Raw genomic sequence first — 25,253 nt, forward strand, 5'->3', positions numbered from 1 at the left:
CGAGGGCCCAGAAGCTTGAGAATCGGGCATGCTTCTCTTCTCACAAGGCTCCCCGACGACCGACCTCACCGACGACGATTTGCGCGCTGCTTTGCGGAGTGCCCTCGACCAACTGGGCCCTCGCAAGAACGTCCTCGCCATTCCTCCCGACTTCACCCGCTTCCACTCTCGGGCCGGCCTTTTGACCAGCGAGATCTATCGCTACTATGGCGAAAACTTGAAGGACGTGCTTCCCGCCCTCGGCACCCACGTCCCCATGCCCGCCCATCAGCTCGACGAGATGTTTCCGGGGCTTCCCCACGATCTAGTCCGGCCCCACCGCTGGCGCGATGATGTGGTCACCATCGGCGAAGTCCCTGCCGATTACGTCAGTGAGGTCACCGACGGCATCTGGACCAAGGAGTGGCCCGCCCAACTCAATAAGCTGGTCTGGGAGGGTGGCCACGACTTGATTCTGTCGGTCGGACAGGTCGTGCCTCACGAGGTCATCGGGATGGCCAACGGCAACAAGAACCTTTTCGTCGGCACCGGCGGAGTGACCGGAATCAACGAGTCCCATTTCATTGGAGCAGCCTACGGAATGGAGCGCATGATGGGCAAGGCCGACACCCCCCTGCGCCGTATTCTCAATAAAGCCGAGGAACTCTTTTGCGGAAAACTCCCCACCATTTATATCCAGACCGTTGTTGGGCCCCGCCCCGATGGCAGCCTGGCGACGCGAGGAATCTTCATCGGAGAAGGCTCGGAGCCTTTCGAAGCCGCTGCCGAACTGGCGGTGCAGGTCAATTTTACGCAACTGGACGAAGAGCCCGAACGCATCGTCTGCTACCTCGACCCCACCGAATTTCACTCCACCTGGCTCGGGAACAAATCCATTTACCGGACCCGCATGGCCATCGCAACCGGCGGCGAACTCACCGTCTTGGCTCCTGCGGTCAAGGAATTCGGCGAAGACCCCGAAATCGACCGCCTCATCCGAAAGTATGGCTACCGCACCTCACCCGAGGTGATGGAATTTGTGGAAAAAAACGAGGACCTCGCAGCCAACCTTTCGGCTGCGGCTCACCTGATTCACGGTTCTTCCGAGGGCCGCTTCAAAGTCACCTACTGCCCCGGCCATTTGACCCGAGAAGAGGTGGAAGGCGTCGGCTATGAGTATCGCGACCTCACCGAAGCTCTCGCCTACTACGACCCCAACAGCCTGAAGGAAGGATGGAACACCGACCGTGATGGCAACCGCTTCTACTACATCCCCAACCCCGCTCTCGGCCTCTGGGCCGCGAAGTCCCGTCTGGGCTAGAGCGCCTTGGCTTCAGTCGCGCTCTTTTCCACTGGCTTGAAGATGGCGAGATACTCGGGGTCGTGACAAATCGCGAGGGCATCGTCATAATGAATGAGGTCTTTCGCGAGGAGGTCGCGCAGAGACTGGTCGAGGGAAAACATTCCTTTCTTGGTGCCCAACTGCATCGCATCATTCAGCCTGAAAAGCTTCTTGTCCCGAATGGCGCTGCGAACCGGAGTCGTCATCCGCAAAAGCTCGCTCGCCAATACCCGTTCACCAAAGTGATCCTTGCGCGGGATTAGATGCTGGCAAAGAACGCCCTGCAGCACGGTGGCGATCTGCAAACGAATTTGTGGTTGCTCGTTACCGGGAAAGAGGTCGATCAGGCGGTCAATAGTTCCCGGAGCGTCCAGGGTATGAAGCGTCGCAATCACGAGGTGACCAGTTTCCGCCGCAGTCAGCGCTATGGCCGCAGACTCACGATCCCGCAACTCGGACACCACGAGCACGTCAGGGTCCTGACGCAGGGCGTGCTTCAACGCGGTAGCATAGCTCTTGGTGCTGGTTCCAATTTCCCGCTGCTTCACCAAGGCCGCAGCGTGGCCGATGATGTATTCCACCGGGTCCTCAATCGTTACGATAACTCCAGATCGAATTTTTGAAATTGTTCTAACCATGGAAGCGAGCGTGGTGGTCTTTCCGGCTCCGGCTATTCCTGTTACGAGAATCAACCCCTGACGAACCTGACAAAGATTGACAGCTTCCGGTCGATGTCCCAACGCCTCCATGGTTGGAATTTCCTGCGGTAAAACCCGCACCGCCAACTCCAGACCATTGCAGGCATAGTGCGCGTTTCCACGAAACCGGCCTTGATCGGAATCGAGTACGAAATCCAACTCCCAATCCCGCTCCAGTTTCTCCCGCTGTCGCGCATCGAGCACCGACCAGGCAATCTCCTCAATCTCCTTCGAGCTCAGCAGCCCTTCGGCAATGGGGCGCAGTTTTCCGCCGATACGATAGCCCGGTGGTGACTTGGGTGACAGATGGAGGTCGGTGCCGTTTTTCGAAACCACCGCTGACAAATAGTCTTCCAACGTTTCCAATGATTGATTCACAATCCTAGTCCTAGCCTAGCGTTCACCCGGCGAAAAGAAGCAAAGCCAACGCCTGATAGATTTGTGATTTCAACGAAATTTGCGAGCAGCCTCAATCAAACTACCAACAAATCATGATATGTTGATGCGTAGTCTTGACGCTGGAATTGGGGGGTCTAAAGTTCTGGCCAAGCCTCATGCAGCCCGACCCTACTCCAGAACTCGAAAAAGCCCTGTCCGAACGCATTCTCGTCCTCGATGGCGCCATGGGAACGACCATTCGAGGCTACGGCCTGACGGAAGAACAGGCACGCGGCTCTCGCTTTGCCGATAACGAGAAAGATCTCCTCAACAACGGGGATATTCTCACCCTGACCCAACCCGACGTTATTGGCGACATCCACAAGCGTTTTTACACCGCTGGCAGCGACATCGTAGAGACCAATACTTTCTCCGCGACAACCATTTCGCAGTCCGAGTTTTTCGTAGAGGACCCTCGCGAAAAAGGCACGGGCCGGAAGGACCCCGAGTTTTTTCACGACAAGGTCCTCAACGACCCTTTCCTCCGCCAACTGGCCACCGACCTCAATGTGGAAGGCGCGATTCTGGCCCGCAAGGAAGCCGATCGGATTGGCGAAGAAACCGGAATCAAGCGATACGTCGCAGGAGCCATTGGACCTCTAACAGTCTCTCTCTCCAACAGTCCCGATGCCGACGACTCGGGTTTCCGTACCGTGACTTTTGATCAGGTCAAAGACGATTACGCGCATCAAATCCGCGCCTTGATTGAAGGTGGCGTCGACATCCTGATGGTCGAAACGATTTTCGACTCGCTCAACGCCAAAGCCGCGCTCGTTGCTTGCCAAGAGGTTCTCGATGAAGTCGGCCAAAAGCTTCCCATCATCATCTCCGCAGCGGTGGGACGAGGAGGCGAAACCATGATTTCCGCGCAAAAGGGAGAGGCCCTTTGGAACGCGGTGGCCCACGTCAAACCACTGGCAGTGGGACTCAACTGCTCGCTCGGTCCCGACCTCATGAAGCCCTTTTTACAAGACCTCGACAAATGCGTCACCTCTCATCTGAGCTGCTATCCCAACGCAGGCCTTCCGAATCCCCTCGCCCCCACCGGCTTTGACCTGGAGCCTCCTCACATGGCCGAGTTCATGACTGAATTTGCCGAAGCGGGATTGCTCAACCTCGCGGGAGGATGCTGCGGAAACACCCCCGAGCACATCGCCGCCATCGCCCAAGCGGTCAAAGGGCACGCGCCTCGGGCTATTCCGGCTTTAGAACGCTAACTCGTTTTTCGACGCAGAGCCGCAGAGGTCGCAAAGTAGACGCAGAGAATCAGTATGGAACTCAATGAATTGTCACACGCTGTCATTGGAGCGGCGATGGAAGTTCACAAGATTTTAGGACCAGGCCTGCTCGAGGCAAGTTACCAAAAGGCTTTGCTCCATGAACTTCATCTGCGCTCCATCCCTTGTCGCTGCGAGGTTTTGCTTCCGATTACATATAAAGGACTGGCCATCGAGAACGCCTATCGCATCGACATTTTAGTGGCTGACACCTTAATCATAGAGCTCAAAGCCATTGAGAAGACTTTGCCCATTCACAAAGCCCAGCTTCTCACCTATCTCACTCTCACAGGCAAACCTCTTGGACTACTGATTAACTTCAATACCTCTCTGCTCAAAGATGGAGTCACTCGAGTCATCAACTCAAAACACACTAGCTAAAAAATCTCTGCGCTCACTCCGCGACCTCTGCGGCTCTGCGTCAAAATACCGAATTTCCTTATGACCCTCCCTCGCCTCCTCCGCCTCTCCGGTTCCGACACCTACAACCACACCCCCGACAAAAACTTCCTCATGATCGGGGAGCGCACGAACGTCGCGGGTTCTCCCCGCTTCCGGAAGCTCGTTCAAAACAACGATCTCGAAGCCGCCCTTGAGGTCGCCCGGCAGCAGGTAGAGAACGGCGCCAACGTGATCGACATTTGTTTCGATGACGGTCTCATTGATGGCGTGGCGATGATGGCTCGCTTTCTCGACCTGCTGCAATCCGAACCCGATATCGCAAAGGCTCCCATCATGGTCGATTCCTCCAAATGGGAAATCATCGAGGAAGGCCTCAAGCATTTGCAGGGCAAGGGCATCGTGAATTCGATTTCGCTGAAGGAAGGCGAAGAGGTTTTCAAGAAGCATGCCCGCCACATCATGCGCTACGGCGCCGCTACCGTGGTGATGGCTTTCGACGAGAACGGGCAGGCCGCCACCTACGAGGAGAAAATCCGCATCTGCAAGCGAGCTTACGATATTCTCGTCGACGAAGTGGGCTTTCCACCCGAAGACATCATCTTCGACCCCAACATTCTAACAGTCGCCACCGGCATCGAGGAGCACAACAACTACGCCCTCGATTTCATCAACGCCACCAAGTGGATTAAGGAAAACCTGCCCTACGCCAAGGTCTCCGGCGGGGTCTCTAACATCTCTTTCTCCTTTCGGGGCAACAACCCCGTGCGGGAGGCCATGCACTCCGCGTTTCTCTATCATGCCACCCAAGCTGGAATGGATATGGGCATCGTGAACGCGGGAATGTTAGAGGTCTACGACGAGATCCCACCCCACCTCTTGAAAGCGGTCGAGGACGTCCTACTCAACCGTGACCCCGATGCCACCGAACGCCTGTTAGACCTGGCGGAAGAGTTCAAAGGCAAGGGAGGCAAGAAGATGGAAGAGGACCTTTCCTGGCGGGAGGACACCGTCGAGAAGCGTCTCGAGTATGCTCTCCTAAAAGGCATCGACAAGTTTGTCACTGAGGACACCGAGGAAGCTCTCGCGAAATACCAAAAGCCTCTCACCGTCATCGAAGGCCCCCTCATGGACGGAATGTCCATCGTGGGTGATCTCTTTGGCGCGGGTAAAATGTTCCTTCCCCAAGTGGTCAAGTCGGCCCGGGTAATGAAGAAATCGGTGGCTTATCTCGAGCCCTTCATGGAGGCCGAAAAAGAAGCCGGCCTCATTGAGCAAGTCCGCTTGATTCAGGAAGAAAAGCCCGAACTGACCCACGAGGAGGCCCTGCGCCTCGCCGAGAAACGCAACTCTGCGGGCAAGGTCATCATGGCCACGGTAAAAGGCGATGTCCACGACATCGGAAAGAACATTGTTGGGGTGGTACTCGCCTGCAACGGCTTCGAAGTTGTCGATATGGGCGTGATGGTGCCCTGCGCAAAAATCCTCGACACCTTTGAAGAGCAGCAAGCCGATATCATCGGACTCTCCGGACTCATCACCCCTTCCCTCGACGAAATGATCACCGTCGCCAAGGAGGCCGAGAAGCGTGGCTTTGGCGAGAGAGGCGTTCCCATTCTCATCGGAGGCGCCACCACCTCCGCAGCCCACACCGCGATCAAGATCGCCCAGCACTACAGTGGTCCGCTCGTTCACGTACTGGATGCTTCCCGCTCGGTGCCGGTCACCACCTCGCTCCTTTCCAAGGAACATCGCGATCAGTTCATCGCGGAGAACAATGCCAAGCATGAAAAGGCCCGGGCTGCTTTCATCAGCGGACCCAAGAAAGAAATGGTCTCCTTGGAAGAAGCGCAGCGGAACAAATTTGTCCCAAAATCCGGTTGGGAAAGCTACACCCCGCCCGTGCCGGAGTTTACCGGCTCGCGCACGATCAAGGAGCAATCCTTGCGCGAACTTTCGACCTACATCGACTGGACCCCCTTTTTCCATGCTTGGGAACTTCGTGGGGTATGGGACAGCGAGACCCAGACTCTCAAGACCCGCAAGGAAGGCGCCCCCGAGGAGGCGACCAAACTCTACAACGAAGCACAGGAACTGTTAGAGGAGATTATCGCCAACAAGAGCTTCACTGCAAAAGGCATCTACGGCTTTTTCCCGGCCCATGCCAGCGGCGACGACATCGTCCTCCCCGACCACGACACCACCTTCCACACCCTCCGCCAACAAACCAAGAAGTCGGATAACAAACCAAACCTGGCCCTCGCGGATTATGTGAAACCTAAGGCGAAGCCGTTCGTGGGGTGGACGTCTCGTCCACCCGAACCGCGAGACCAGTCCCAACGCGACAAGCTTCTTTCTACGGGCACCGCTTCAAACTCCCCGGACATCGTCAAAACAAAGTCAAATAGTCTTCCTCACTGGACTCAGGAAGGAGCGACCTACGCAGTCACCTTCCGACTTCACGATGCCATCCCCCAGTCCATTCTGAGAGAGTATGAAGCCGAGAAAAAACGTCTGTTGGAACTGAAGGAAAACCGGGACTCCGACATCAGCCTTCGCGCTGAAAAGGATTTGCAGGAACTCTACGAAACTAAGATTGAGAAGACCGCCGATGAAGCCCTTGGTGAATGCTATCTGAGTAATCCCGAAATCGGAAAGATCGTCAGCGACGCCATTCTTCATTTCAACGAGGACCGCTATGACCTTGCGGCATGGTGCGTGATGCCCAACCACGTCCACCTTCTCCTAAAACCCAAAGAGGGACACGAGCTTTCGAAGATTGTGCAAAGCCTCAAGAGCTTCACCGCGAAAGAAGCGAACAAGGTTTTGCAACGCGAAGGCACCTTTTGGTTGAGTGAGTATTACGACCACCTGATTCGCGATGCGGATGATTTCTTTAATCACCACCGTTATATCCTAAACAATCCAACCAAAGCAGGACTGGAAGCTTGGCCTTGGATTGGAGACGGTCTCGACAGCGACCAAAGCGAAACTGGTGGACGAGACGTCCACCACACGGGCGACTATCTGGGAGGCTTTGTGGTTGGCATTCATGGCGCCCACGAATTGGCGGATGAGTATGAGAAGAACAACGATCCTTACCGCTCCATCATGGTGAAAGCGATTGCCGACCGACTGGCGGAGGCCTTTGCGGAGCTCCTCCACCACCGGGCTCGAATCGCGTGGGGAATCGAGCGCCCGGGTCAGCTCAATCACAACGAGCTCATCAAGGAACTCTACCAAGGAATCCGCCCCGCTCCCGGCTATCCGGCCCAGCCCGACCACACCGAAAAGCCCATCCTCTTCAAGCTACTCAACGCCGAAGCAGAAACCGGGGTCGAGTTAACCGAGTCCAATGCCATGCACCCCGGCGCAGCCGTCTGCGGTCTCCTCTTCAGCCATCCGGAATCCCACTACTTCGTCATTTCCGAACTCCAGAAAGACCAAATCGAAGACTACGCCACACGGAAAGAGATGAGCGTGGAAGACGTCGAACGCTGGTTAGGTCCATGGCTTGGTTATTAAGATCATGCTAGCTCTCTACATCGCAATGGAAGCAGAGGCGCAGGGCATCCTCGATGCTCTCGACGCTCAGCTGTTGCCCCAGCAACCCATCATCGGGACCTACTATCAGGCCGGGGATATTCTCATTGCAACCTCTGGCAAAGACCTCGCGACCGGAGTCGATTGCGTCGGAACCGAGCCTGCGGGGATCGTGGCCAATGACCTCATTGTCCATCACGGAGTCACCCAACTTTTCAATGCCGGAACCTGTGGCGCGCACTCCTCATTGGAAGCTCAAATCGCGGAGGCTTTCCTAGTCTCGCCCACCATCTTTTCCCACGACCACCGCATCCCGCTCCCGCGCTTTGAAGAATTCGGGATGGGTGCCCATCCGATGCCTGAAGTGGTTCCCCCCTTGGCCAAAAAGCTTGGTCTGCGGACCGCGATTCTTTCCTCGGGCAATTCCCTCGATCACACCGAACGCGATCTGGAAATCTTCCTCGCGAACGGGGCCCGAATCAAGGACATGGAAGGCTCCGCCCTCGCCTGGGTCTGCCGCCAACATGACATTCCCCTCACCTGCCTCAAGGTCGTCACCGACATCTTCGACCTCCCTCATCCCGCCGCCGAGCAGTTCAACGCCAATCTCGCGCAGGCTGCAGAGAGCGTGACTGCTGTGACCTTGAGAACCCTGCAGGAATGGGGACTTTTCGACAACTAACTAGTCGTCGTTCCCTATTTGCTCGAGGCCTCAGCCATCTTTCGCCGCGTCGCCTGCGCCAACTCCTTGGTAGTCACCGACCAAGGGGAAAACTCAGGTAAACGGCCCGCCTCGGCCTCATTCTCCAGCGCCTCAAATTGCTCACCCAAGGCCACGAATCCACACATCTTGGCAGCTCCCTTCAAGCGGTGGGCTTCCTCCCGAACCGCGCCTGAATCCCCCGACGCAAAGTGGGGTGACATTCCTTCAAGGGTTTCATCCAAGGAATCGAGGTAGTCATCGAGAATCTCCTTCACTTCGGCACACGCGAGTCCACCCAGCATTTCGATTTGCTGGAAATCAACTGTTAACTTCTCTTCCATTTTCGTTTAATCTGGAGTTAATTGGTTTTTACAGATAATCAAGCATTGTTTAAAACGTGTCCGCTGACCTCATAATCGTAGAAGACGAAGATATCACCCGCCGCCTCTTGGAGCTGAAGGCGAAGGATTTTGGTTTTCGCCCCGTCTCCTTTGAATCCGCAGAAGAAGCGCTCGGCTTCATTAACGATGAGATCAAAGTCATCCTTCTCGATCTTCGCCTTCCGGGGATGTCAGGATTTGGTCTCTTGGAAACCTTGGGAAAGGAACATCCCGGCCTCCCTTCCGTTGTTCTAACTGCCGCCAACAAGGCCGAAGACGCGGTCAAGGCGATGAAACTCGGAGCCTTCGATTACCTCACCAAGCCCTTCGATCCAGGCGAACTCTTTGAATGCCTGAGAATGGCAACCCGGCTGCGCGAGGTTCACCGCGAGAACGACGCTCTCCGGGAGTCAATCGCCACGCCGGTCACGAATGATGGCTTCGTGGCGGAAGCTGAAGTCAGCAAGGCGATGCTGGGGCGGGCAGAGCGCGTGGCGGTCTTGGACTCGACCATTCTACTCACTGGGGAAAGCGGCTCGGGAAAAGGAGCACTCGCACGACACATCCATGGCCTGAGCAAGCGCTCAGAAAAACCCTTCGTGACCGTGAGCTGTCCAGCCCTCCCGCGCGAATTGTTAGAGAGTGAGCTCTTTGGGCATGAGAAGGGAGCTTTCACAGGTGCTCTCAAACGCCGAATTGGTAAAATCGAGTCGGCCCGAGGTGGGACGCTCTTTCTGGATGAGATTGGCGACCTGCCCCTCGACCTCCAGCCGAAGCTCCTCAATGTACTGCAAGACCGCCGCTATCAACGAGTCGGCAGCGAAGAATGGTTGGACTCGGACTTTCGCCTCATCGCCGCTACCAACATCGACTTTGAGGAAAAAATCGAAAGCGGTGAGTTCCGGGAAGATCTCTACTACCGTCTCAGTGTCATCCCCCTCGAGCTGCCTCCCCTGCGAGAACGCCCCGCAGATATTCCCCCTTTGGTAGAGCGCAGTCTTTCACGCATCTCCAAGCAACGTGGGGGCGCTGCCTTGAAAGTGGAATCCGCCGCGATGAAAGCGCTCACCAACTTTCGCTGGCCCGGCAATGTGCGGCAACTGGAAAACATTCTGGAACGTTCGAGCGCCTTTTGCGAGGGCCAGACGATTCGGCTGACAGACCTTCCTCCGTCCTTTCGAAAGCAGAACGAGGAGAAGAAGCAAAGCAATCTCCCCAAAGGGCTGGCGGGCTTGACCCTGTCACAAATCGAAGCAGAAGCAATTCGCCAGACCTTGGAAGCATGTCAGGGAAACAAGTCTGAAGCAGCCCGCCGACTTGGCATTGCGGAGAAGACTATCTATAACAAGATGAGTCGGCACAATATCGACATTAGCTAAACAGAACTTATGAAAGGCATCATTTTTACCGAGTTTCTCTCCTTGGTCGAAGACCAGTGGGATGAAGATATGGTGGACGACATCATCGACGCATGCGAGCTCCCTTCCGGCGGGGCTTACACCAGCGTTGGCACCTACAACCACACCGAGATTGTTAACCTCGTCATCGCGCTTTCCGAGAAATCAGGCGTCCCGGTTCCTCAACTACTCAATATCTACGGCAAGCATCTATTCGGGCGCCTCGCCCACCACTACCCTCACTTCATTGACCAGTCCCTGTCTTTGCTCGAATTTTTGGAAGGAGTTGAGCGCTACATCCATGTGGAAGTGAAGAAACTCTATCCCGATGCCGAGCTCCCCAGCTTCGAAACCAAACGCTTGGGCCCGAACAAGCTGGAGATGATCTATCGCTCGAGCCGCCACCTCGACGACGTCTGCCACGGCTTGATGGAAGGGAGTATGGAATACTTCAAGGCCAAGGGAACCATCACCCGCGAACCGCTTGAGGACGGCACCAAGTTCATCATCGACCTCACTGAATAACCATGAGCAGCCAAGCCGAGCGGTTGGTGAAACGGCAGCTTCGAGAGAAGACCGCCCGTCTGGAAGCGGAACGGCTTCTTGAGGAAAAGAGCCTCGAACTCTTTGAAGCCAATCAGGCTCTGGAGGAAACACTGCGCATCCAACGCAAGGCTTTGGACACCTATCAAACGGTAATGACCGCACTGGCCGACGTCGTCCTCGGTCTCCGCGGCAATCATCAATCCAACATCCACAGCCTGCTGGAGACTGCGGGTCAACTCACCGGAGCCCACTGCGGATGTTATGCGCTCACCGACGAGGACCGGTTGGTGACGGAAAAGATTTTCTGGATGCCCGAAGGGACCCCCGATTCCATTGATGAGAATTGCTTGGCTCAGGTCCTTCTTCAAATTCCTTCCACCGAGGGCTTTTCCTTTCTCCGATTTGACGGCCACTCCTTTATGGCGGCCCCCATTCTCGATGGAGAGCTCCAGATCGGTTTCATCATCTTTTCCTTTCCCGGTGAATCAGAGGCAAATGAGCTCTGCCGGGCGATTCTGGAACTCATCGCCCACGCGATTGGTGTCGAAGAGCTCAAAAACCGAACAGGGAAAGAACGGGAAGCCAGCGAACAGAAATACCGTGAGCTTTTCCACGCTTCGGTCGACGGCATTGTTATCCACGACATGCGGGGTCGGGTAACGGAAGCCAGCGACAGCGCGGTTGCCATGCTGGGTTATACTAGGGAGGCCCTGCGAAAGCTGAAGATCCCCCGCCTCTTCACCCTCGATTCCAAGGACATTACCAGCGTCGCCTTTCGTCAGGTGAAAACAAGCGGTCGCTGTCGCTACGAGGCACACCTCATGCGCTCCGACGGGTCTACCTTCCCCGCTGAAATCGTCGGCAGCCTATTCCACATCAACGGCAAGCCGCACGTCCACGGAATCATCCGTGACGTCTCCAGCCGACGGGAAGCCCAAGTGGCGGCGATCGAAAGAGAGCGCAAGTTCAGGGCTGTCTTCGAGTCATCTCTCGACGGCATCATCCTGCACGACATGAGCGGCCAGATCCTCGACGTGAATTCCACTCTCGCAAGATTGGTCGACCGCGAACGGGAAGAGTTTTTAAAGATGGAGCTCTGCCAGCTCTACCCGCCCGACGCCCTCCCCGTCTTTCGCACCGCGATCAAAACAGTCCGCAACCAAGGCAAGCATCGCTTCGAAATTCCCTTCCTCCGGGCAAATGGCTCCAAATTTCTTGCCGAAGTCTCCTGCAGTAGCTTCGAGCTGGGCAACCAAACTCTGGTGCAAGGTATCGTGAGGGACATCACCGAGAAGCGGAGGAAGGAAGAGGAGATCCGCATGGCCAAGGAGGAAGCCGAGCGAGCAAACAAATCGAAATCTCTCTTCCTCGCCACCATGAGTCACGAGATCCGCACTCCTCTCAATGGCATCATCGGCTTTGCGGAACTTCTCGCGGCGGAAGACCTTCCGCCCAATGCTTCGGATTCGGTGGCCATGATTCAGCGCAGCGGCGACCTACTGTTAGGCTTGATCACCGATCTCTTGGATCTCTCCAAGATTGAAAGCGATGGCTTGGTCCTGAGTGACAGCGACTACAATCTCCGGCAAACCATCAACGACATCCTCTCCGCACAAGGCAAAGTAGCCAAAGAGAAAGGGATTGAGCTGAAAGCCAATCTTCCTAACAACTTGCCCGACCTGGTCACCGGCGACGCCCTTCGCGTTCGCCAGGTCATCTCCAACCTGGTCGGCAACGCGGTAAAGTTTACTGAAGTGGGTTCAGTGGAACTCATTCTGACCATCCGTCACACGAAACTTCACTTTGAAATCGTCGATACCGGTCCTGGTTTCCCCAACGAAGTCGCGGAGCTGCTTTTCGAAAATTTCTTTCAGGTGGACCAGGCCACCACCAAGAACCACGGTGGAGCGGGCCTTGGTCTGGCTATTTGCCGAAAGCTGGTCAATCAGATGGGTGGCAGCATCAAGGCCAGTTCCACTCCGGGGGTTGGCTCCCGCTTCAGCTTCAATCTCCCGCTCCGGGTTCCTGCCGAGGAGTCTCAAAATCTTCAAAGCGGCAATCCTCTCGAGGCCTTTCGCCCTGTCCAAGGCGTGCGCCTTCTGGTGGCCGAAGACCAAAAGATCAACGCGCGCTTGCTGGGCCTCATGTTAGACAAAGCCCGGATCAAATACGACCTCGTGAACGATGGACAGGAAGCACTGGAGCAATTGGCGACCGAACGCCGGTATGACGCCGTCCTGATGGATGTGCGAATGCCCCGGATGGACGGACTGGAGGCCACCCGTAGGATTCGCAAAGGCGAAGCTGGCGATACGACCTCCGAAATCCCCATCGTCGCGGTTACCGCCAACGCGATGGACGAGGATCACGAAAACTGTGTGGCAGCAGGAATGACTCACTTCCTTTCCAAGCCGATTCGTACCGAGCTCCTCGTCGATTGTCTCGTGGATATGGGATTGGGCCACTATTAAAGGCTCGATTCCTCAATCCGCCGCCATCAATCCGCCATCTGCCCGCCCCCAATTGACTTGAAAAGAGCTGCCGCAAACGCCGACCGCCGTCCTTGGGCCGCGGCTTCTTCATCACGGGTGTCGTGGTAATCGATCAAGGCATTGAGAAGTCGCCGAAGATCGACAAAGCCGGCCAAGTAAGACTCGCGAATCATCTTCACACTTTCCCGGTGCGCATTGACAGCTTCCAACTGGCGATTGGCATATTCGCTCTCAGTCTCCAGCCGGGTCATCGCGATTTCAATCTCGCTGACCGCGTCGAGAACCTGTTGTTGGTAGGCCGCGAGGCGAAGATTCATCTGCGCGGTCTCTTCGTCGACCCGATGCTGAATCTTGCACGCTTCGAAAATACGCCACTTCAATTTTGGGCCAAAGCCAAAGAGACGGTTCACCTGACTGAAAAGATCCGAGGCGGACTCGCTCTCCCAACTCAATGCCCCGGAAACTGAAAGAATGGGATAGAGCTCCGCCTCCGCCAGTCCAATGCGCGCGGTCTGCGCAGCCAGCTTGCGCTCTTCCCTGCGCACATCCGGGCGATTGCGCAGCATATTGGCGGGGGCACTTAGGAGAATTTTGTGCGGAGGCTTGGGGATGCCGGGGTTCTTTTCCATCAGATCGCCCAGTGCTACCGGATAAATGCCGCAGCTATTGGCGAGGCGAATCTTCGAGACCTCCAGTTCTTGCCGGAGCTTTGGCAGCCGGGCTTCGCGCGTTTGCAGTTGGGCTTGGGACTCGATCACATCGCTGCGAGGGGCCACGCCAGCCTCTTCCCTTTCCACCAGGATACGGTGAATCTCGCGAAATTCGGCCGCGGCCTCAGTCGCTCTGGACAGGCGCTCTTCCAAGGTCCTCGAGGCAATGTAGTTCATCGCCACATCGGCAGTCAGCACCACCATGGAATCCCGCTGCCACTCGATCGCCGACTCCCATTCTGCCGTGGCCGCCTCCACTCCCCGACTGGTTTTGCCGGCCAAGTCCGCTTCCCAGCCGGCCTCGAAGGCCGCCAGGTAATTGGCTGAAGAGCTCTCCCCGAACTGGGCTTCATCATTGGTGCCAAACCAAGGAAACCATGCCGCCGCCAGCACGTTCTGCTGGGCCCGGGCTTCCCGGATGCGAGCTTGTGCCGCATAGGCTGTCGGATGGTGCTTCCTCGTATGCCTGATGAGGAGGCTCAAGGTCTTGTCATCAAATTTCTCCCACCATAGCTCAGCACCTGTGCGCTTGGCTGACTGATCCGCGGTAATCGCAGCGGTCCAATAATCGTCTTGCACCACCCCCTCGCGGGAGGAACGCCAGAAGCCGGGAACACGCAATTTGGGATCCTGATAGTCGGGACCAGCTTGAAAGCATCCCGGCAAAGTCAGAAGAACGGCAAGCGCTCCGACAAATCTTCTCCTACTCCTGCGCATTCCGTAATTAGCCCTTCATCGAGAACCAACTATTCCTTAGGATAGCTTAAATAACAAGGCTGTAATAGTTTCTGAAAAGTTTACCGGACCCTGTAATTTCTACCGGATTCCATTCCCTCCTGAAAAACTGGCACAAAACAGCAAAACTCTCAACAAGCTTATTTTAAACACTTTATAAAACAACCAACCCTGACTGGCACGCCGAATGGTAATAGTGAGATGAACCACATCTTTCTGTTTTATGAAGCTGCCTATCCAGACAATCAATTCCGTTTCCTTCGTCATCCCAGCCATGAACGAGGAACAAACCCTCGAGACTCTCTTCAACGGCATCTCCAGCCAAATGGAAGAACTTCGCCTCGATTTCGAAGTTCTTTTCATCGACGACGGCAGCACCGACCGCACTTGGACCGAGATGTCTCGCTTGGCATCCCTCAATCCCGGCACGGTGCGCGCCTTCCGCTTCCGCCGCAATATGGGCAAGGCTGACGCGCTCGCTTTGGGCTATGAAGAAGCTACTGGCGACGTGGTGTTCACCATGGATGCCGACCTGCAGGATGACCCGAATGAAATCCCCCGCTTCATCGAAAAAATCCGCGAAGGCTACGGCATCGTAACAGGCTATAAGAAGAAGCGCTACGACCCTTGGCACAAGGTGCTCCCCAGCCGGGTCTTCAATGCCGTCCTTAGCAAATTGGTAGGAGTCAAACTCCACGACCACAACTGCGGGTTCAAAGCCTACCGCCGCGAAGTGACCCAAGCCCTTCCCATGTATGGAGAAATGCACCGCATGGTTCCCTCCCTCGCCTCCTTCGAGGGGTTCGAGACTGCCGAACTGGTCGTTCAGCACCATCCCCGCCAATTCGGCGAAAGCAAATATGGGGTCAAGCGAATCCTCTGCGGCATCTTCGATATGACCACGGTCAGTTTCTTGAAGACTTATCGCAACCGCCCGATGCACTTCTTCGGACGCATTGCCCTGGTCTCCGTTCTATTCGCCACACTGCTCCTTGCCTCAGGACTGGGGGCTTCACTCCTCGGGCTCGCTGTCGGCAGTTTCCTCGGAATGACAGGGATGATGGGTGTAATGCTGGCCGTTCTGTCAATTGGGATGGGTCTCCAGCTCGAGCACCGCGTTTATGAGTCGATGAAAATTCAGCACGACCTCCCCGTGTCCGATCGAAAGGAATTGAGCCCCAATTCCAGCCGCCACCACCGCAACAACATCAGCCTCGCCGCCTAACTTTTGGTCCCCATCGGCCTTTCCCCACCCGAAACAAATTGGGGGCCCCCACCTCCTCTCCCCCTTTCATTGGAATAAATTGGTTCATAATTGATGCTCTGGACAAGCATCCGATTGCTACAGGATCCGCCGGGATCTCCTATCTTTGAAGAACCCCTTTTTGAACGGGGGAGGTTCGACAAAGTGGAGATTCCGGCGGACTGCTTTCGAGCCTCCCCTCTTACTCTCCAGAGAAAGGCCACGCATTTCCAAACTGCCGGGTCGGCTCGTGCGCTCTTTTGCAAGCCACTGACCGCTCTCGACACAACTATCAAGATTAGTTAAGTAATCAGTCGCATGCGCAAAGTCATTTCATTTCTGTTCAGTTCTCTTGGAGGCTTGCTCCGGGCGAGCCGAGGAGTTTTGATCGCCCTCGTCTGCCTCGGCTTCGCCACCATTCTGCTGGCAGTCTTTGTTCTGAAACCCGCCTATCAAAACCCGGGCGCGAAGATGTATGACTCCGGATTGGGCTATGCCTCCCTGATGCGCAAGCTCGGCAAACCATTCCCCGTGGTAACGGCGGAAGTTCGCACCCGCACCTTTACCCGCGCCATGTTGGCGGAGGGAGTCTGCACCGCCGAACCCTTTTTAGTGCCCATCGTCCCGATGGCAAAAGTCACTGCCGTCCACGTCAAAGAGGGAGATTTCGTTACCGCAGGGACCCCACTGCTGGAGCTCGACAACACCAAGGCTCAAATCAAATTGGAGAGCGCGAGGCTCGCCCTCAAAACCTCCCAAGCCGAATTGGAACGGGTCCGCGTCGGCTCCGCCTATGTTCTGGCCCAAGAGCGTCCCGATCGGGAAAAGATCAATGTAGAGGCGACCAGACAACGGGCTGAGCAAGCCACCGAGAAAGTAGAACATTACCGAAACGCGGCAAAGAAGGGACTCATTGCGCGGACTACTCTGCTAGAAGCCGAGCGTGAGTTCACCGACGCCATCCAAGAGCGGGAACTCTCTCTCCTCTTTCTAAAAATGTCGGAAAAAGGCGTCAAACAAAGCCAATCCATCGCCGAGAACGCGGTGAAAGACGCTGAGGAAGCGGTCAAGCACCGTGAGGCTGAGATGAATGATTACGTCACCATCGCGCCCGTCGACGGCATCATCGAGCGCGTTCTCATGCGGCCCGGAGAATACAATCAGGACGCCGGCAAACCTGGCTTCGTGATCGCCTCCGGCCTCTGGTTCGAAGGCTACTTCGACCAGTCGGATTTCGCTTGGGTGAAGCAGAAGTTGACTGGAAAGGCCTTTCTTGAAAGTTACCCCGGACGAGAGCTGCCCGTTTCGGTCAGTCGGATTGTTCCCGTTATTTCCTTCAACGAAGGAGGCCCGGAAATCAATCGCCCCCTGCGTCCCCGGGGCACCGGAGCACCGGAGTGGGCGGCAACCTTCGCGGCACAACTTTCCTTTGATGAGCTGCAGGACGACATCGCGCTGGCACCAGGCATGACCGGGTTCGCCCGCATCGAATCGTCGCGGGAGTCGCTTGCGGTTCCCCGGCAAGCACTCCTCTCCATCTCCGCGGGCCGGGCCATTGTCCAGTTGATCGACGAGGAAGGTCAGCGAGTGCCGCGCGAGGTCGGAGTGGGTTTGATTGATGATGTCGCAGCGGAGATTCTCAGCGGTTTGGAGTCCGGAGACCGTGTGATCTCCGAAGGTCACTGGGGGTTGAAAACTGAAGACGAGATCGAGATTGTCTCGGAAGACGGCTGGGAATGAATCTCGAACGACTGCTCCAACTATGGCCCAAATGGCAGTGGTCCCTCACCAAGATTGCCGCCTTGGGGGCTCTCGCCTTAGGCATCCTTCTTCTTTTGGGTGCCATCGCCTTGCCTTGGATGAAAGTCCCCCTCGGGCCGGAGGAAACAGTGGATGCCCCCGCCACCTCTCTCTGGAAAACTCTCTTCACCCTGGGCCTCGCAACCGCGTTGGGCCTGCGCCTCTTTGGCCGTCCCTTTCTTTCCATGAGGGTCGTCTGCTTGATGCCCGTGCTCCTCATCGCCTATCCCCAGGCAGTCATCGTTTTCGATGACGAGACCAGTGGTCACCTCTCCTGGCTCCAGCAACAGCATGACACCATCACGTGGTTGGGCGGCGACGTTTTCCTCGCCCATGGCACCCGCTACCAGGGCCAGGCTCCAGCCGTCGACATGGAGGATCCCCCCATGCGACTCGCCGCCTTCCGACCTCCCCTCGTCGCTCCCTGGTCTCTCGGGATCGCAGAGGTGCCCGATCTCATCTGGTGGTTGGGCTACAATCCGGTCTTTTGCCAATTCGTCTCCAAGGGCTGGGTCTTTGGCCAACTTGGCTTGCTCTTCCTTCTCTGTGGCTGGCTTGGCTGGCGGCGCAAAGACGAGGAACATGGCTCCCGGGCCAACGAGTTCAGGCTCTGCGCAACGACCTTCGGCGTGGCCTTTCTAGTCTGGTTCGGTTTGGCCTGCATCCCGATTACCACCGCATCCTATTCACTGAAAAAAGCCCGCGTGGCAGCCCTCAACGACGATGCGGAGGCGGGGCTCGACCACCTGAACTCTGCCTGCAAGGCCATGCCTGCCTTGAGCTTCGATAGCGGAGTTCTCGCCCAGAAAGGATCCTTCCTGCTCGCTCAGGGAGAAAGCCATGTCCCCGAAGCGCGCTATCAGAATCTGCTCAACCTCGAAAGAGACGGCTACCAACACCGCGCCGCCGAACTGTTGGAAAATCTGATTGCGGACGGCCCCCACAATCCCGCCCTCGATCGCGAGTTGACCCGCTCTCTCCTGCGAGTGGCTATCGATGATTTCAACGCCGGGAATAGCGCGGAGGCCCGGCGGCGCATTCGACAGGTCTGTGTGCGCGAGCCGACCGCCATTCAAGCCCTCTTTCACCTCCAACTCCTCGCGCTGCAAGGCAATCATCTGGAGGAAAACCGTTACTGTCGCGAGACCATTGCCTCGCTCTACGGAAACTTTCAACGCCGGGAAAAGAAAGCCGTCATCTCCGCCGGTTGGTTGATGGTGGCGCAAGGCGAACTTGAAGCCGGCCACACCCTTGCCGCTGCCGAAGCCCGCGAGAAATCCCGCAAGCCATGACCCTGCCACGCCGATTGTTACTCGCGATTGCGACCGCCCTCTTCGGCCTTCTCTTGGCCGAGGTATGGCGCCCATCCGGCACAGTGGCCTATCGCATCGAGCTGCCACCCGACGCCAGTTGGATCACGACCCGGGATAAAAGCCAGCTGGCCGGCTGCTACCGCAAGGACTTTGCCATTTCCCATGAAATCAAATCCGCTTGGGTCGCAATCGCCTGCGAAGGAGGCTTCGAGCTGATTAGCAATGGCAACACCGTCGGGGGCTTTTCACTCTGGCGGCCCACCAGACCATTTCAGAACGGACTGAGCGAGGCCGGTCAACGAGCCTACAATGGAGACTCGGCCATGGCCCTGAACTTTCCCCGGGAGTATCAATGGACCCTTCACGCCAATCATTCCCTTCCCGTTTGGTTCGACCTTCGCCCTTCACTTCGCGGAGGGAACAACACCCTCGCGCTCGATGTGGAAGCCCGCAAACCCGGGGCCCGGGTCCTCGTCTTTGGCGAAATCACACTCGTGGACGGCTCCGTCATCCCCTTGCGGTCGGACGAATCCTGGCTTGCCGAGCCCGTCCCGAAAGGAGTCACCCAGTTTGAATGGACCCGCCCCGAGGTGAAACCCCGCGACTGGCACCGGGCCGAACAAACCGATGCCCCCAATCTGGCTCCCCTGCGTGTGATTCCGGATGGAGCCTTTCGTGAAGAATTTGCCAGCAAGCTGTTTTCGGTCCCCACCGAAGACTTGGGGAAAAAGGATTTGGTCTTCCAATTCGATCGCCAGTCCGGAGAGACTGAAGCCTTTCTCCGAATCCTTTCCAACGTCCCCTATCGCGCCTGGTTGAACGGGCGCCCCATTCAACCCAACTCCAAGGCAGCTCTCGGCTTGGCCAGCGGGGATTGGTTGGTCAGCTGGGAGGGACGCCGTCCCCTGGCGGTGATGCCGACGCTTCTGGACAGCGAAGACACCGTCGACGCCTGGGGAGGTGAACGCTTTCTCGATCCCAAGCATGGCGACCCCACTGACAACAACTTCCAGCGATTCCGCAATGAGATGAATCGCACCGGAGAGCGCCCGAGCGCGAATCGTCAGGGCGAACTACTCTTTGACCAATATGGCGAAAAGGAAGAGAAAGGCCGCATCACGGATCCCAAGGGATATTTGGAAGAGCCCATCAAACGTCTTCCTCTCGCCCTTTCCCAAGAACGCTCGGTGGAAGAATTCTCGGCCTTTGGCATCGGACGATTACTGAAGAAGGGGTCGAACGAACTTCGCATTCGCCTGGCCTCGCGCGGCTCGGGAAACTACCGCAAAAATCAAGCCGCCCGCATCGCCATCGACGGTTGGGCCGATGATGGAAAGTGGCAGGAATTCACCAACGCCTCCGACTGGTTGAAGACCGACCTCAATGCGACAGAAGGCTTCCCCGTGGTTGCCTCGATCCAACCGGATCTCTCCACGGCCCCCCGGCTGAAGTATCTGGGCGACTCGGGACGACCATCAAAGCGCCGCCTGGTGGCTCCCGCGTTGGCAGTCCTGGTGTTTTTCGGCTCCTTGTTGTGGAAAAGGAAAAAGGTCCCCTCGTTTCTCTTCCCTCCCCTGGTAGCGGCTACGCTAACGGCCGCATCATTCTACGGTATCAAATCAAGCTTCTTGGAACGCTCGGAAATTCTCTTTTTCATGCGTCCCCACTGGCCTCTCGTCGCGCTGGGCTGTGCACTCTTGGCCGCGGCAATCACCTACTACATCTCTAGTAGAAAGCGCCTTCCCAGTCCGCCTCCCCTCTCGCAACTGGTGCTTCCCGCCCTGTTGCTTCTCGTGTTTTTCCTGAGAATTTGGAAGGTCGACTTTCAACCCATCGACGACGATGAATTCGCCTCCATTCAGGCCAGTGTTGCCATTGCGGAAAAAGGCGTCCCCGAGATTGGCGAAGGCATTTGGTATTCACGCAGCCCGCTCTATCACTACCTCGCCGGGGCCGCGGCCTGGATCTTCGGCCCCCACCTCTGGGCCCTCCGGGGACTGTCGGTTCTGGCCGGAGTCGCCACGGGTTGGATCATTTGGAAAATCGCGATCATGATTTTCCACAGCCGGACGCTTGCGGCACTGGCACTGTTTCTCTACGCCCTTCACCCTTTCCTCATTTTTTCCTCCCACATCGCGCGGTTCTATCAACAGCAGCAGCTCTTTCTCATCTTTGGGATTTGGACCTTCATCCGGGGATTTGTCATGGAGGATCCAAAGGGCAATTGGCGCATTGGGTCTTTGGCAGCCTTTACCGCAGCGATTCTGAGCCAGGAAATCTCGATTACAATGGGTCCGGTCATCGGTATTGTCTTCATCCTCTTTGCGCGCCGCACCAGCTTTGCCTCCGACTTCCGGCTCGCAATTGCCTGTATCCTGGCGGGGGCTCTCATTTTCGTCGACATCCTGCTCTTTCAGCTCAAATGCATGACCCGGTCCGTCGGAGTCTCTCCCAACGTGGAGGCGACAATCTCGCCGGTCTTCTGGGAGCCGGGTAACTTTCTCGCCATGGCGATAGGCTACTCCCGCCTCCACCTCATCCTCTCCGCTTTCGTGCTGGTCTCCCTCTTTTCCGCCTTGAAGAACCGTTCACGAGAAGCCCTCTCTCTCCACTTCTTCACCTTTGGAGGTATCACCGCTTGCAACCTTCTGATTACCTCAGTCTCTTTTCGATATCAGTATACTCTCATCGCACTCTGGATTCTTCTTGCGGCCCACGGCATGCATGTCACCGCCATCAAGCTGGCCGAAAAATTTGGCGAGAAGGAACAGCGGCTTCGCTTTGCCAGCACCTTCACGTTGCTACTGGCCACCGCCACCACGATCTCTTGGAGCCCTTGGCGCACTCCTCCTTCCTACTCCGAAAAGCTCCTCGGCGATCCCATCTCGCCACTGCGCCATGTGGCAGCGCAAAAGACCCCGGGGGACAAGGTGATGATCACCGAACCCCACCCCCATGCCGCAAAGATGGAAGTCGGAAAGGCCGACTACGATCTTGTGGTACCACTTCTACACGACTTCACCTATCGCTCGGCCAATGGAGTTCTGCGAGATCGAAACGCGGACGCCGAAGTCGTCAACAACCTCGCCAAGCTCCAGAACGTCTTCTCCAGCGGCAATCGAGTTTGGATTCTGCTCAATCGGGAAAAATTCCGTTCGCGAGGGAAAAATCTACGTTGGGAATATCCCGGCGCCCGAGAGGAACTTTTCATTCGTAAGAACTGCCAACTGGTCTACCGCTCACACCTCTGGCACCTCTACCTCTGGGACCCTGCGGTCGGGCGCTACCACCCCTTCCGCTCGGAATCGAACGCGTGGGTCGACTGAGTTCAAAAATGCCCATCCAGCCGGTGGCAGGATGGGCGTTCTAGGTTTTCCGAAATGAGAGGAGCTTACTCTGCAGGGAGAATTACGGTGTCGATGACGTGAATCACGCCATTGCCGGTCACGATGTCTGTCGCGACCACGTTGGCCTTGTCGATGGTGACCTTACCGTCTTCCACCTTCACGTCAGCTTCAGTTCCCTGCACGGTTTTCACCTTCATGGTCTTCACGTCAGCTGCCATGACCTTGCCCGCCACCACGTGGTAGGTCAGGATGGACACCAGCTTGTCCTTGTTCTCCGGCTTCAGAAGGGTCTCAACAGTTCCCTCGGGCAACTTTTCAAAAGCGGCATTGGTTGGAGCGAATACCGTGAATGGGCCTTCGCTAGAGAGGGTGTCTACCAGGCCTGCGGCCTTCACAGCTGCCACGAGGGTAGAGAAATCTTCATTTCCAGCGGCGGCTTCCACCACTGTCTTGGGCTGGGCCTTGGCCTCGGCGGCCGGCTTTTCTTCCTTCGCTTCCTTGTGATGTTCGGCAAGCGCGGTTCCGGTGAAGGCGAGTCCAATTGAGACGGTCAAGGTAGGGATTAGTTTCATTTTCATAGTTGTTTGTTGGTTCAATCCTCCGTTGGGGAAGACGTTTGCAACAAACACCACAATTGAATCCTGTCTCGGAAAAAGTTCATTTTTTTTCGAAAGAACTGTAATTACCGTTTTTCTAGTATTTTCCCGACGATTTCGTGGCGTAAGTTTCGACGGGAGAGTTCGATTTCAACTGATTTCTGAGACTTCAACCAATCAAGCCCCACGAGTTTGGCTCAAGAATCATTGGACAAAGTCGGGAGCGACCGAACTCTGCATCATGAACGACTCTGAGCGCGACCGGATCATTCGAATGGCTTGGGAAGACCGAACCACGTTCGAGGAGATCGAGCGCGCTACTGGCTATACGGAAGCAGAGGTCATCAAAGTGATGCGTAACAATCTCCGCGCCAGAAGCTTTCGTCTCTGGCGGAAGCGCGTTTCGGGAAGAGTGACCAAACACCGCAGGTTGATGAAAGCGCGGGGTGTCGGAGTTTCTCGCCGGGCCCGGGATTCAAGCGACGAATTCGTGACAGACTAGCCCGTCTTTTCCCAATCCCTTCATTGACAAACGGCTCGTTCCCGCCTAAATCCGCCGCCCCTTCGGCTAGTGCCGCTTTATCAACATTGGATGAGATTCCGGAGGGCAAAGGCGGCAGTTCATCCGCAAGCGCCCGCTGTGCTTTAACACGGGACCCGAAAACATGGTAAACGACCTATTAAAAGAGATGGTAGAGGCTGGAGTTCACTACGGACACCAGACCCGCAAATGGAATCCAAAGATGAAGCCTTTCCTCATGAAAGACAAAGGCGGAATCTTCATCATCAACCTCGAGGAGACCGTTCGTCAGCTCGACAAAGCTTCTGAGTTCCTCGCCGACCTCTCTTCCAAGGGAAAGAAAGTTCTCTTCGTCGGATGTAAGCACCAGGCGCAAAAGGCAGTCCAAGAGGCAGCTGAAGCCACTGAACAATTCTACGTCAATCACCGCTGGCTCGGTGGTATGATGACCAACCTGACTACCATTCGTCAGTCGGTTGAGCGTCTTCGCTACCTCGAAAACATCGAGAAGCAGCCCGAGTTCAAGAACATGTCCAAGAAGGAATTGGCAGCCTTGAACCGTGAGAAGGAAAAGCTCCAGCGCAACCTGCACGGTATCCGCGGCATGGAGAAGAAGCCTGATGCCGTCGTCATCGTCGACACCGCCCGCGAGTCCATCGCCGTGGCTGAAGCACGCCGCCTCAAGGTGCCCATCATCGGCATCGTCGACACCAACGGAGACCCTTCCGTCGTGGACTACCCGATCCCTGCCAACGATGACTCGATGCGCTCGATCCGCCTCGTTCTCCAAAACCTCGTCGACTCCTTCCTCGCCGCAGGCAAGAAGTAGTCCCCTCCTAGAACTTACTTAAAAAAATACTCAAAGACATGGCTATCACTGCATCCCAAGTCAAAGAACTCCGTGAGCGCACCAACGTGGCAATGATGGAGTGCAAGAAGGCTCTTACTGAAACCGACGGCGACATGGACGCGGCCATCAAGATTCTCCGCGAGCGGAGCGGACTGAAGGCTGCCAAGAAAGCGGAACGCGCCGCCAAGGAAGGTCTCGTCTCTGCCCAGCTCTCCGCTGACGGCAAGTCCGGCATCCTCCTCGAGCTGAACTGCGAGACCGATTTCGTGGCCAAGAACGACAACTTCATGGCATTCCTCAATTCCATCGCAGAATCGCTTGCGAGCTCCGATGCCAAGAACCTTGAGGAAGCCCAGAACGTGTCCATGGGCGAAATGACTGTGGCCGAGGCGGTCAAAGCCAAGGTCATTGAGCTCGGTGAGAACCTCCAGTTCTCCCGCTTCGAGCGCTTCGACGTCGAAGGCGCCGGCGCCATCGCTTCCTACATCCACATGGGCGGCAAAGTTGGTGTTCTCCTCGAAGTCAGCTGCGAGAAGGAAGAGACTCCTTCTCAGGAAGCTTTCAAGGACCTCGTCAAGGACGTCACCCTGCACATCGCAGCGGCTGCCCCTGCTGGTCTCAACCGCTCCGACATTCCCGCCGATTTGGTGGAAGCGGAGAAGGAAGTCTTCCGCAAGCAAATGGAAAACAGCGGCAAGCCCGAGAACATCATCGACAAAATCATCGAAGGTAAGCTTGGCAAATTCTACAGCGAGCAGTGCCTCGTTGACCAAGCGTTCGTCAAGGACCCCGACCTCAGCATCTCCGCCCTCGTGGAAGCGAAAGGCAAGGAGCTTGGTGACACCCTCACCATCAACCGCTTCAGCCGCTTCGCGGTAGGCAACTAAGGGTTCAATCCTTACGCCTGATATCTTTCAAAAGCCCGCCTGAATTGGCGGGCTTTTT

General features: G+C 56.4%; 19 protein-coding genes. 15 read left to right on the forward strand and 4 right to left on the reverse strand.

Features of this window, described 5'->3' with window-relative positions; all coding sequences use genetic code 11:
• Positions 1-28: 28 nt before the first annotated feature.
• Positions 29-1,300 carry a nickel-dependent putative hexonate epimerase gene (locus tag IE099_RS14430; RefSeq protein WP_189571142.1) on the forward strand — a complete coding sequence of 424 codons (1,272 nt, stop codon included), beginning with the start codon at positions 29-31 and terminating at the stop codon, positions 1,298-1,300.
• Here the strand turns inward: IE099_RS14430 and IE099_RS14435 are convergent.
• Entirely contained in the window at positions 1,297-2,397 is a 1,101-nt protein-coding gene (locus tag IE099_RS14435; protein ID WP_189571145.1) for a type IV pilus twitching motility protein PilT, read from the reverse strand. The genes IE099_RS14430 and IE099_RS14435 overlap by 4 nt on opposite strands.
• A gap of 176 nt (positions 2,398-2,573) precedes the next feature.
• On the opposite strand from IE099_RS14435, the gene IE099_RS14440 reads away from it, so the two are divergent.
• From IE099_RS14440 to IE099_RS14455, 4 genes are read left to right on the forward strand one after another with little or no spacing between them, the layout of a single operon-like run.
• Positions 2,574-3,674 (forward strand): homocysteine S-methyltransferase family protein, encoded by a 1,101-nt coding sequence (locus IE099_RS14440; protein ID WP_189571148.1) that lies wholly within the window; start codon positions 2,574-2,576, stop codon positions 3,672-3,674.
• A gap of 54 nt (positions 3,675-3,728) precedes the next feature.
• Positions 3,729-4,115, forward strand: a complete 387-nt coding sequence (locus IE099_RS14445; RefSeq protein WP_189571151.1) for a GxxExxY protein — start codon at positions 3,729-3,731, stop codon at positions 4,113-4,115.
• 60 nt (positions 4,116-4,175) lie between these two features.
• Positions 4,176-7,658: an REP-associated tyrosine transposase gene (locus tag IE099_RS14450; protein WP_189571154.1), complete on the forward strand. Its 3,483-nt coding sequence runs from the start codon at positions 4,176-4,178 to the stop codon at positions 7,656-7,658.
• Positions 7,659-7,662: 4 nt separating this feature from the next.
• Entirely contained in the window at positions 7,663-8,358 is a 696-nt protein-coding gene (locus IE099_RS14455) for a phosphorylase family protein (protein WP_189571157.1), read from the forward strand.
• Positions 8,359-8,372: 14 nt separating this feature from the next.
• Here the strand turns inward: IE099_RS14455 and IE099_RS14460 are convergent, their stop codons facing one another.
• The gene (locus IE099_RS14460) at positions 8,373-8,720 is read right to left on the reverse strand and encodes an Hpt domain-containing protein (protein ID WP_189571159.1); all 348 of its coding nucleotides are present in this window, start codon (positions 8,718-8,720) and stop codon (positions 8,373-8,375) included.
• 56 nt (positions 8,721-8,776) lie between these two features.
• Here IE099_RS14460 and IE099_RS14465 point away from each other — a divergent pair, with 56 nt between their 5' ends.
• From IE099_RS14465 to IE099_RS14475, 3 genes are read left to right on the forward strand one after another with little or no spacing between them, the layout of a single operon-like run.
• Positions 8,777-10,138, forward strand: a complete 1,362-nt coding sequence (locus IE099_RS14465; protein ID WP_189571163.1) for a sigma-54-dependent transcriptional regulator — start codon at positions 8,777-8,779, stop codon at positions 10,136-10,138.
• A 9-nt stretch (positions 10,139-10,147) separates the two neighbouring features.
• Complete coding sequence (locus tag IE099_RS14470; protein WP_189571166.1) at positions 10,148-10,681, forward strand: heme NO-binding domain-containing protein; 534 nt, start codon at positions 10,148-10,150, stop codon at positions 10,679-10,681.
• Positions 10,682-10,683: 2 nt separating this feature from the next.
• A complete protein-coding gene (locus IE099_RS14475) occupies positions 10,684-13,173 on the forward strand; it encodes a PAS domain S-box protein (RefSeq protein WP_189571169.1) in 2,490 nt (829 codons plus the stop codon).
• Between the two features lie 26 nt (positions 13,174-13,199).
• Here the strand turns inward: IE099_RS14475 and IE099_RS14480 are convergent, their stop codons facing one another.
• Entirely contained in the window at positions 13,200-14,621 is a 1,422-nt protein-coding gene (locus IE099_RS14480) for an efflux transporter outer membrane subunit (RefSeq protein WP_189571171.1), read from the reverse strand.
• Between the two features lie 241 nt (positions 14,622-14,862).
• Here IE099_RS14480 and IE099_RS14485 point away from each other — a divergent pair, with 241 nt between their 5' ends.
• The 4 genes from IE099_RS14485 to IE099_RS14500 all read left to right on the forward strand — a co-directional run bounded on the left by IE099_RS14485 (position 14,863) and on the right by IE099_RS14500 (position 22,321).
• Positions 14,863-15,864, forward strand: a complete 1,002-nt coding sequence (locus IE099_RS14485; RefSeq protein WP_189571175.1) for a glycosyltransferase family 2 protein — start codon at positions 14,863-14,865, stop codon at positions 15,862-15,864.
• Positions 15,865-16,200: 336 nt separating this feature from the next.
• Positions 16,201-17,622: a permuted SH3 domain-containing protein gene (locus tag IE099_RS14490; protein WP_189571179.1), complete on the forward strand. Its 1,422-nt coding sequence runs from the start codon at positions 16,201-16,203 to the stop codon at positions 17,620-17,622.
• Positions 17,619-18,974: a hypothetical protein gene (locus tag IE099_RS14495; protein ID WP_189571182.1), complete on the forward strand. Its 1,356-nt coding sequence runs from the start codon at positions 17,619-17,621 to the stop codon at positions 18,972-18,974. The genes IE099_RS14490 and IE099_RS14495 overlap by 4 nt, the downstream gene beginning before the upstream one ends.
• Positions 18,971-22,321: an ArnT family glycosyltransferase gene (locus IE099_RS14500; RefSeq protein ID WP_189571184.1), complete on the forward strand. Its 3,351-nt coding sequence runs from the start codon at positions 18,971-18,973 to the stop codon at positions 22,319-22,321. The genes IE099_RS14495 and IE099_RS14500 overlap by 4 nt, the downstream gene beginning before the upstream one ends.
• A 65-nt stretch (positions 22,322-22,386) precedes the next feature.
• Here the strand turns inward: IE099_RS14500 and IE099_RS14505 are convergent, their stop codons facing one another.
• Complete coding sequence (locus IE099_RS14505) at positions 22,387-22,920, reverse strand: fasciclin domain-containing protein (RefSeq protein ID WP_189571186.1); 534 nt, start codon at positions 22,918-22,920, stop codon at positions 22,387-22,389.
• A gap of 259 nt (positions 22,921-23,179) precedes the next feature.
• Here IE099_RS14505 and IE099_RS14510 point away from each other — a divergent pair, with 259 nt between their 5' ends.
• The 3 genes from IE099_RS14510 to tsf all read left to right on the forward strand — a co-directional run bounded on the left by IE099_RS14510 (position 23,180) and on the right by tsf (position 25,195).
• The gene (locus tag IE099_RS14510; protein WP_189571188.1) at positions 23,180-23,440 is read left to right on the forward strand and encodes a TIGR03643 family protein; all 261 of its coding nucleotides are present in this window, start codon (positions 23,180-23,182) and stop codon (positions 23,438-23,440) included.
• A 163-nt stretch (positions 23,441-23,603) separates the two neighbouring features.
• Complete coding sequence (gene rpsB, locus IE099_RS14515; protein WP_189571190.1) at positions 23,604-24,287, forward strand: 30S ribosomal protein S2; 684 nt, start codon at positions 23,604-23,606, stop codon at positions 24,285-24,287.
• A gap of 38 nt (positions 24,288-24,325) precedes the next feature.
• Positions 24,326-25,195 (forward strand): translation elongation factor Ts, encoded by an 870-nt coding sequence (tsf, locus tag IE099_RS14520; protein WP_189571192.1) that lies wholly within the window; start codon positions 24,326-24,328, stop codon positions 25,193-25,195.
• The last annotated feature ends 58 nt before the right edge of the window (positions 25,196-25,253 follow it).

Origin of the sequence: Roseibacillus persicicus, from assembly GCF_014651675.1 — a bacterium.
GTDB classification, from domain to species: domain Bacteria; phylum Verrucomicrobiota; class Verrucomicrobiia; order Verrucomicrobiales; family Akkermansiaceae; genus Roseibacillus; species Roseibacillus persicicus.

Bases quoted from the DNA above. Each gene is read 5' to 3' on its own strand.
- IE099_RS14430 (WP_189571142.1), top strand. From the start codon at position 29: ATGCTTCTCTTCTCACAAGGCTCCCCGACGACCGACCTCACCGACGAC.
- IE099_RS14440 (WP_189571148.1), top strand. From the start codon at position 2,574: ATGCAGCCCGACCCTACTCCAGAACTCGAAAAAGCCCTGTCCGAACGC.
- IE099_RS14445 (WP_189571151.1), top strand. From the start codon at position 3,729: ATGGAACTCAATGAATTGTCACACGCTGTCATTGGAGCGGCGATGGAA.
- IE099_RS14450 (WP_189571154.1), top strand. From the start codon at position 4,176: ATGACCCTCCCTCGCCTCCTCCGCCTCTCCGGTTCCGACACCTACAAC.
- IE099_RS14455 (WP_189571157.1), top strand. From the start codon at position 7,663: ATGCTAGCTCTCTACATCGCAATGGAAGCAGAGGCGCAGGGCATCCTC.
- IE099_RS14460 (WP_189571159.1), bottom strand. From the start codon at position 8,720: ATGGAAGAGAAGTTAACAGTTGATTTCCAGCAAATCGAAATGCTGGGT.
- IE099_RS14470 (WP_189571166.1), top strand. From the start codon at position 10,148: ATGAAAGGCATCATTTTTACCGAGTTTCTCTCCTTGGTCGAAGACCAG.
- IE099_RS14475 (WP_189571169.1), top strand. From the start codon at position 10,684: ATGAGCAGCCAAGCCGAGCGGTTGGTGAAACGGCAGCTTCGAGAGAAG.
- IE099_RS14480 (WP_189571171.1), bottom strand. From the start codon at position 14,621: ATGCGCAGGAGTAGGAGAAGATTTGTCGGAGCGCTTGCCGTTCTTCTG.
- IE099_RS14485 (WP_189571175.1), top strand. From the start codon at position 14,863: ATGAAGCTGCCTATCCAGACAATCAATTCCGTTTCCTTCGTCATCCCA.
- IE099_RS14490 (WP_189571179.1), top strand. From the start codon at position 16,201: ATGCGCAAAGTCATTTCATTTCTGTTCAGTTCTCTTGGAGGCTTGCTC.
- IE099_RS14495 (WP_189571182.1), top strand. From the start codon at position 17,619: ATGAATCTCGAACGACTGCTCCAACTATGGCCCAAATGGCAGTGGTCC.
- IE099_RS14500 (WP_189571184.1), top strand. From the start codon at position 18,971: ATGACCCTGCCACGCCGATTGTTACTCGCGATTGCGACCGCCCTCTTC.
- IE099_RS14505 (WP_189571186.1), bottom strand. From the start codon at position 22,920: ATGAAAATGAAACTAATCCCTACCTTGACCGTCTCAATTGGACTCGCC.
- IE099_RS14510 (WP_189571188.1), top strand. From the start codon at position 23,180: ATGAACGACTCTGAGCGCGACCGGATCATTCGAATGGCTTGGGAAGAC.
- rpsB (WP_189571190.1), top strand. From the start codon at position 23,604: ATGGTAAACGACCTATTAAAAGAGATGGTAGAGGCTGGAGTTCACTAC.
- tsf (WP_189571192.1), top strand. From the start codon at position 24,326: ATGGCTATCACTGCATCCCAAGTCAAAGAACTCCGTGAGCGCACCAAC.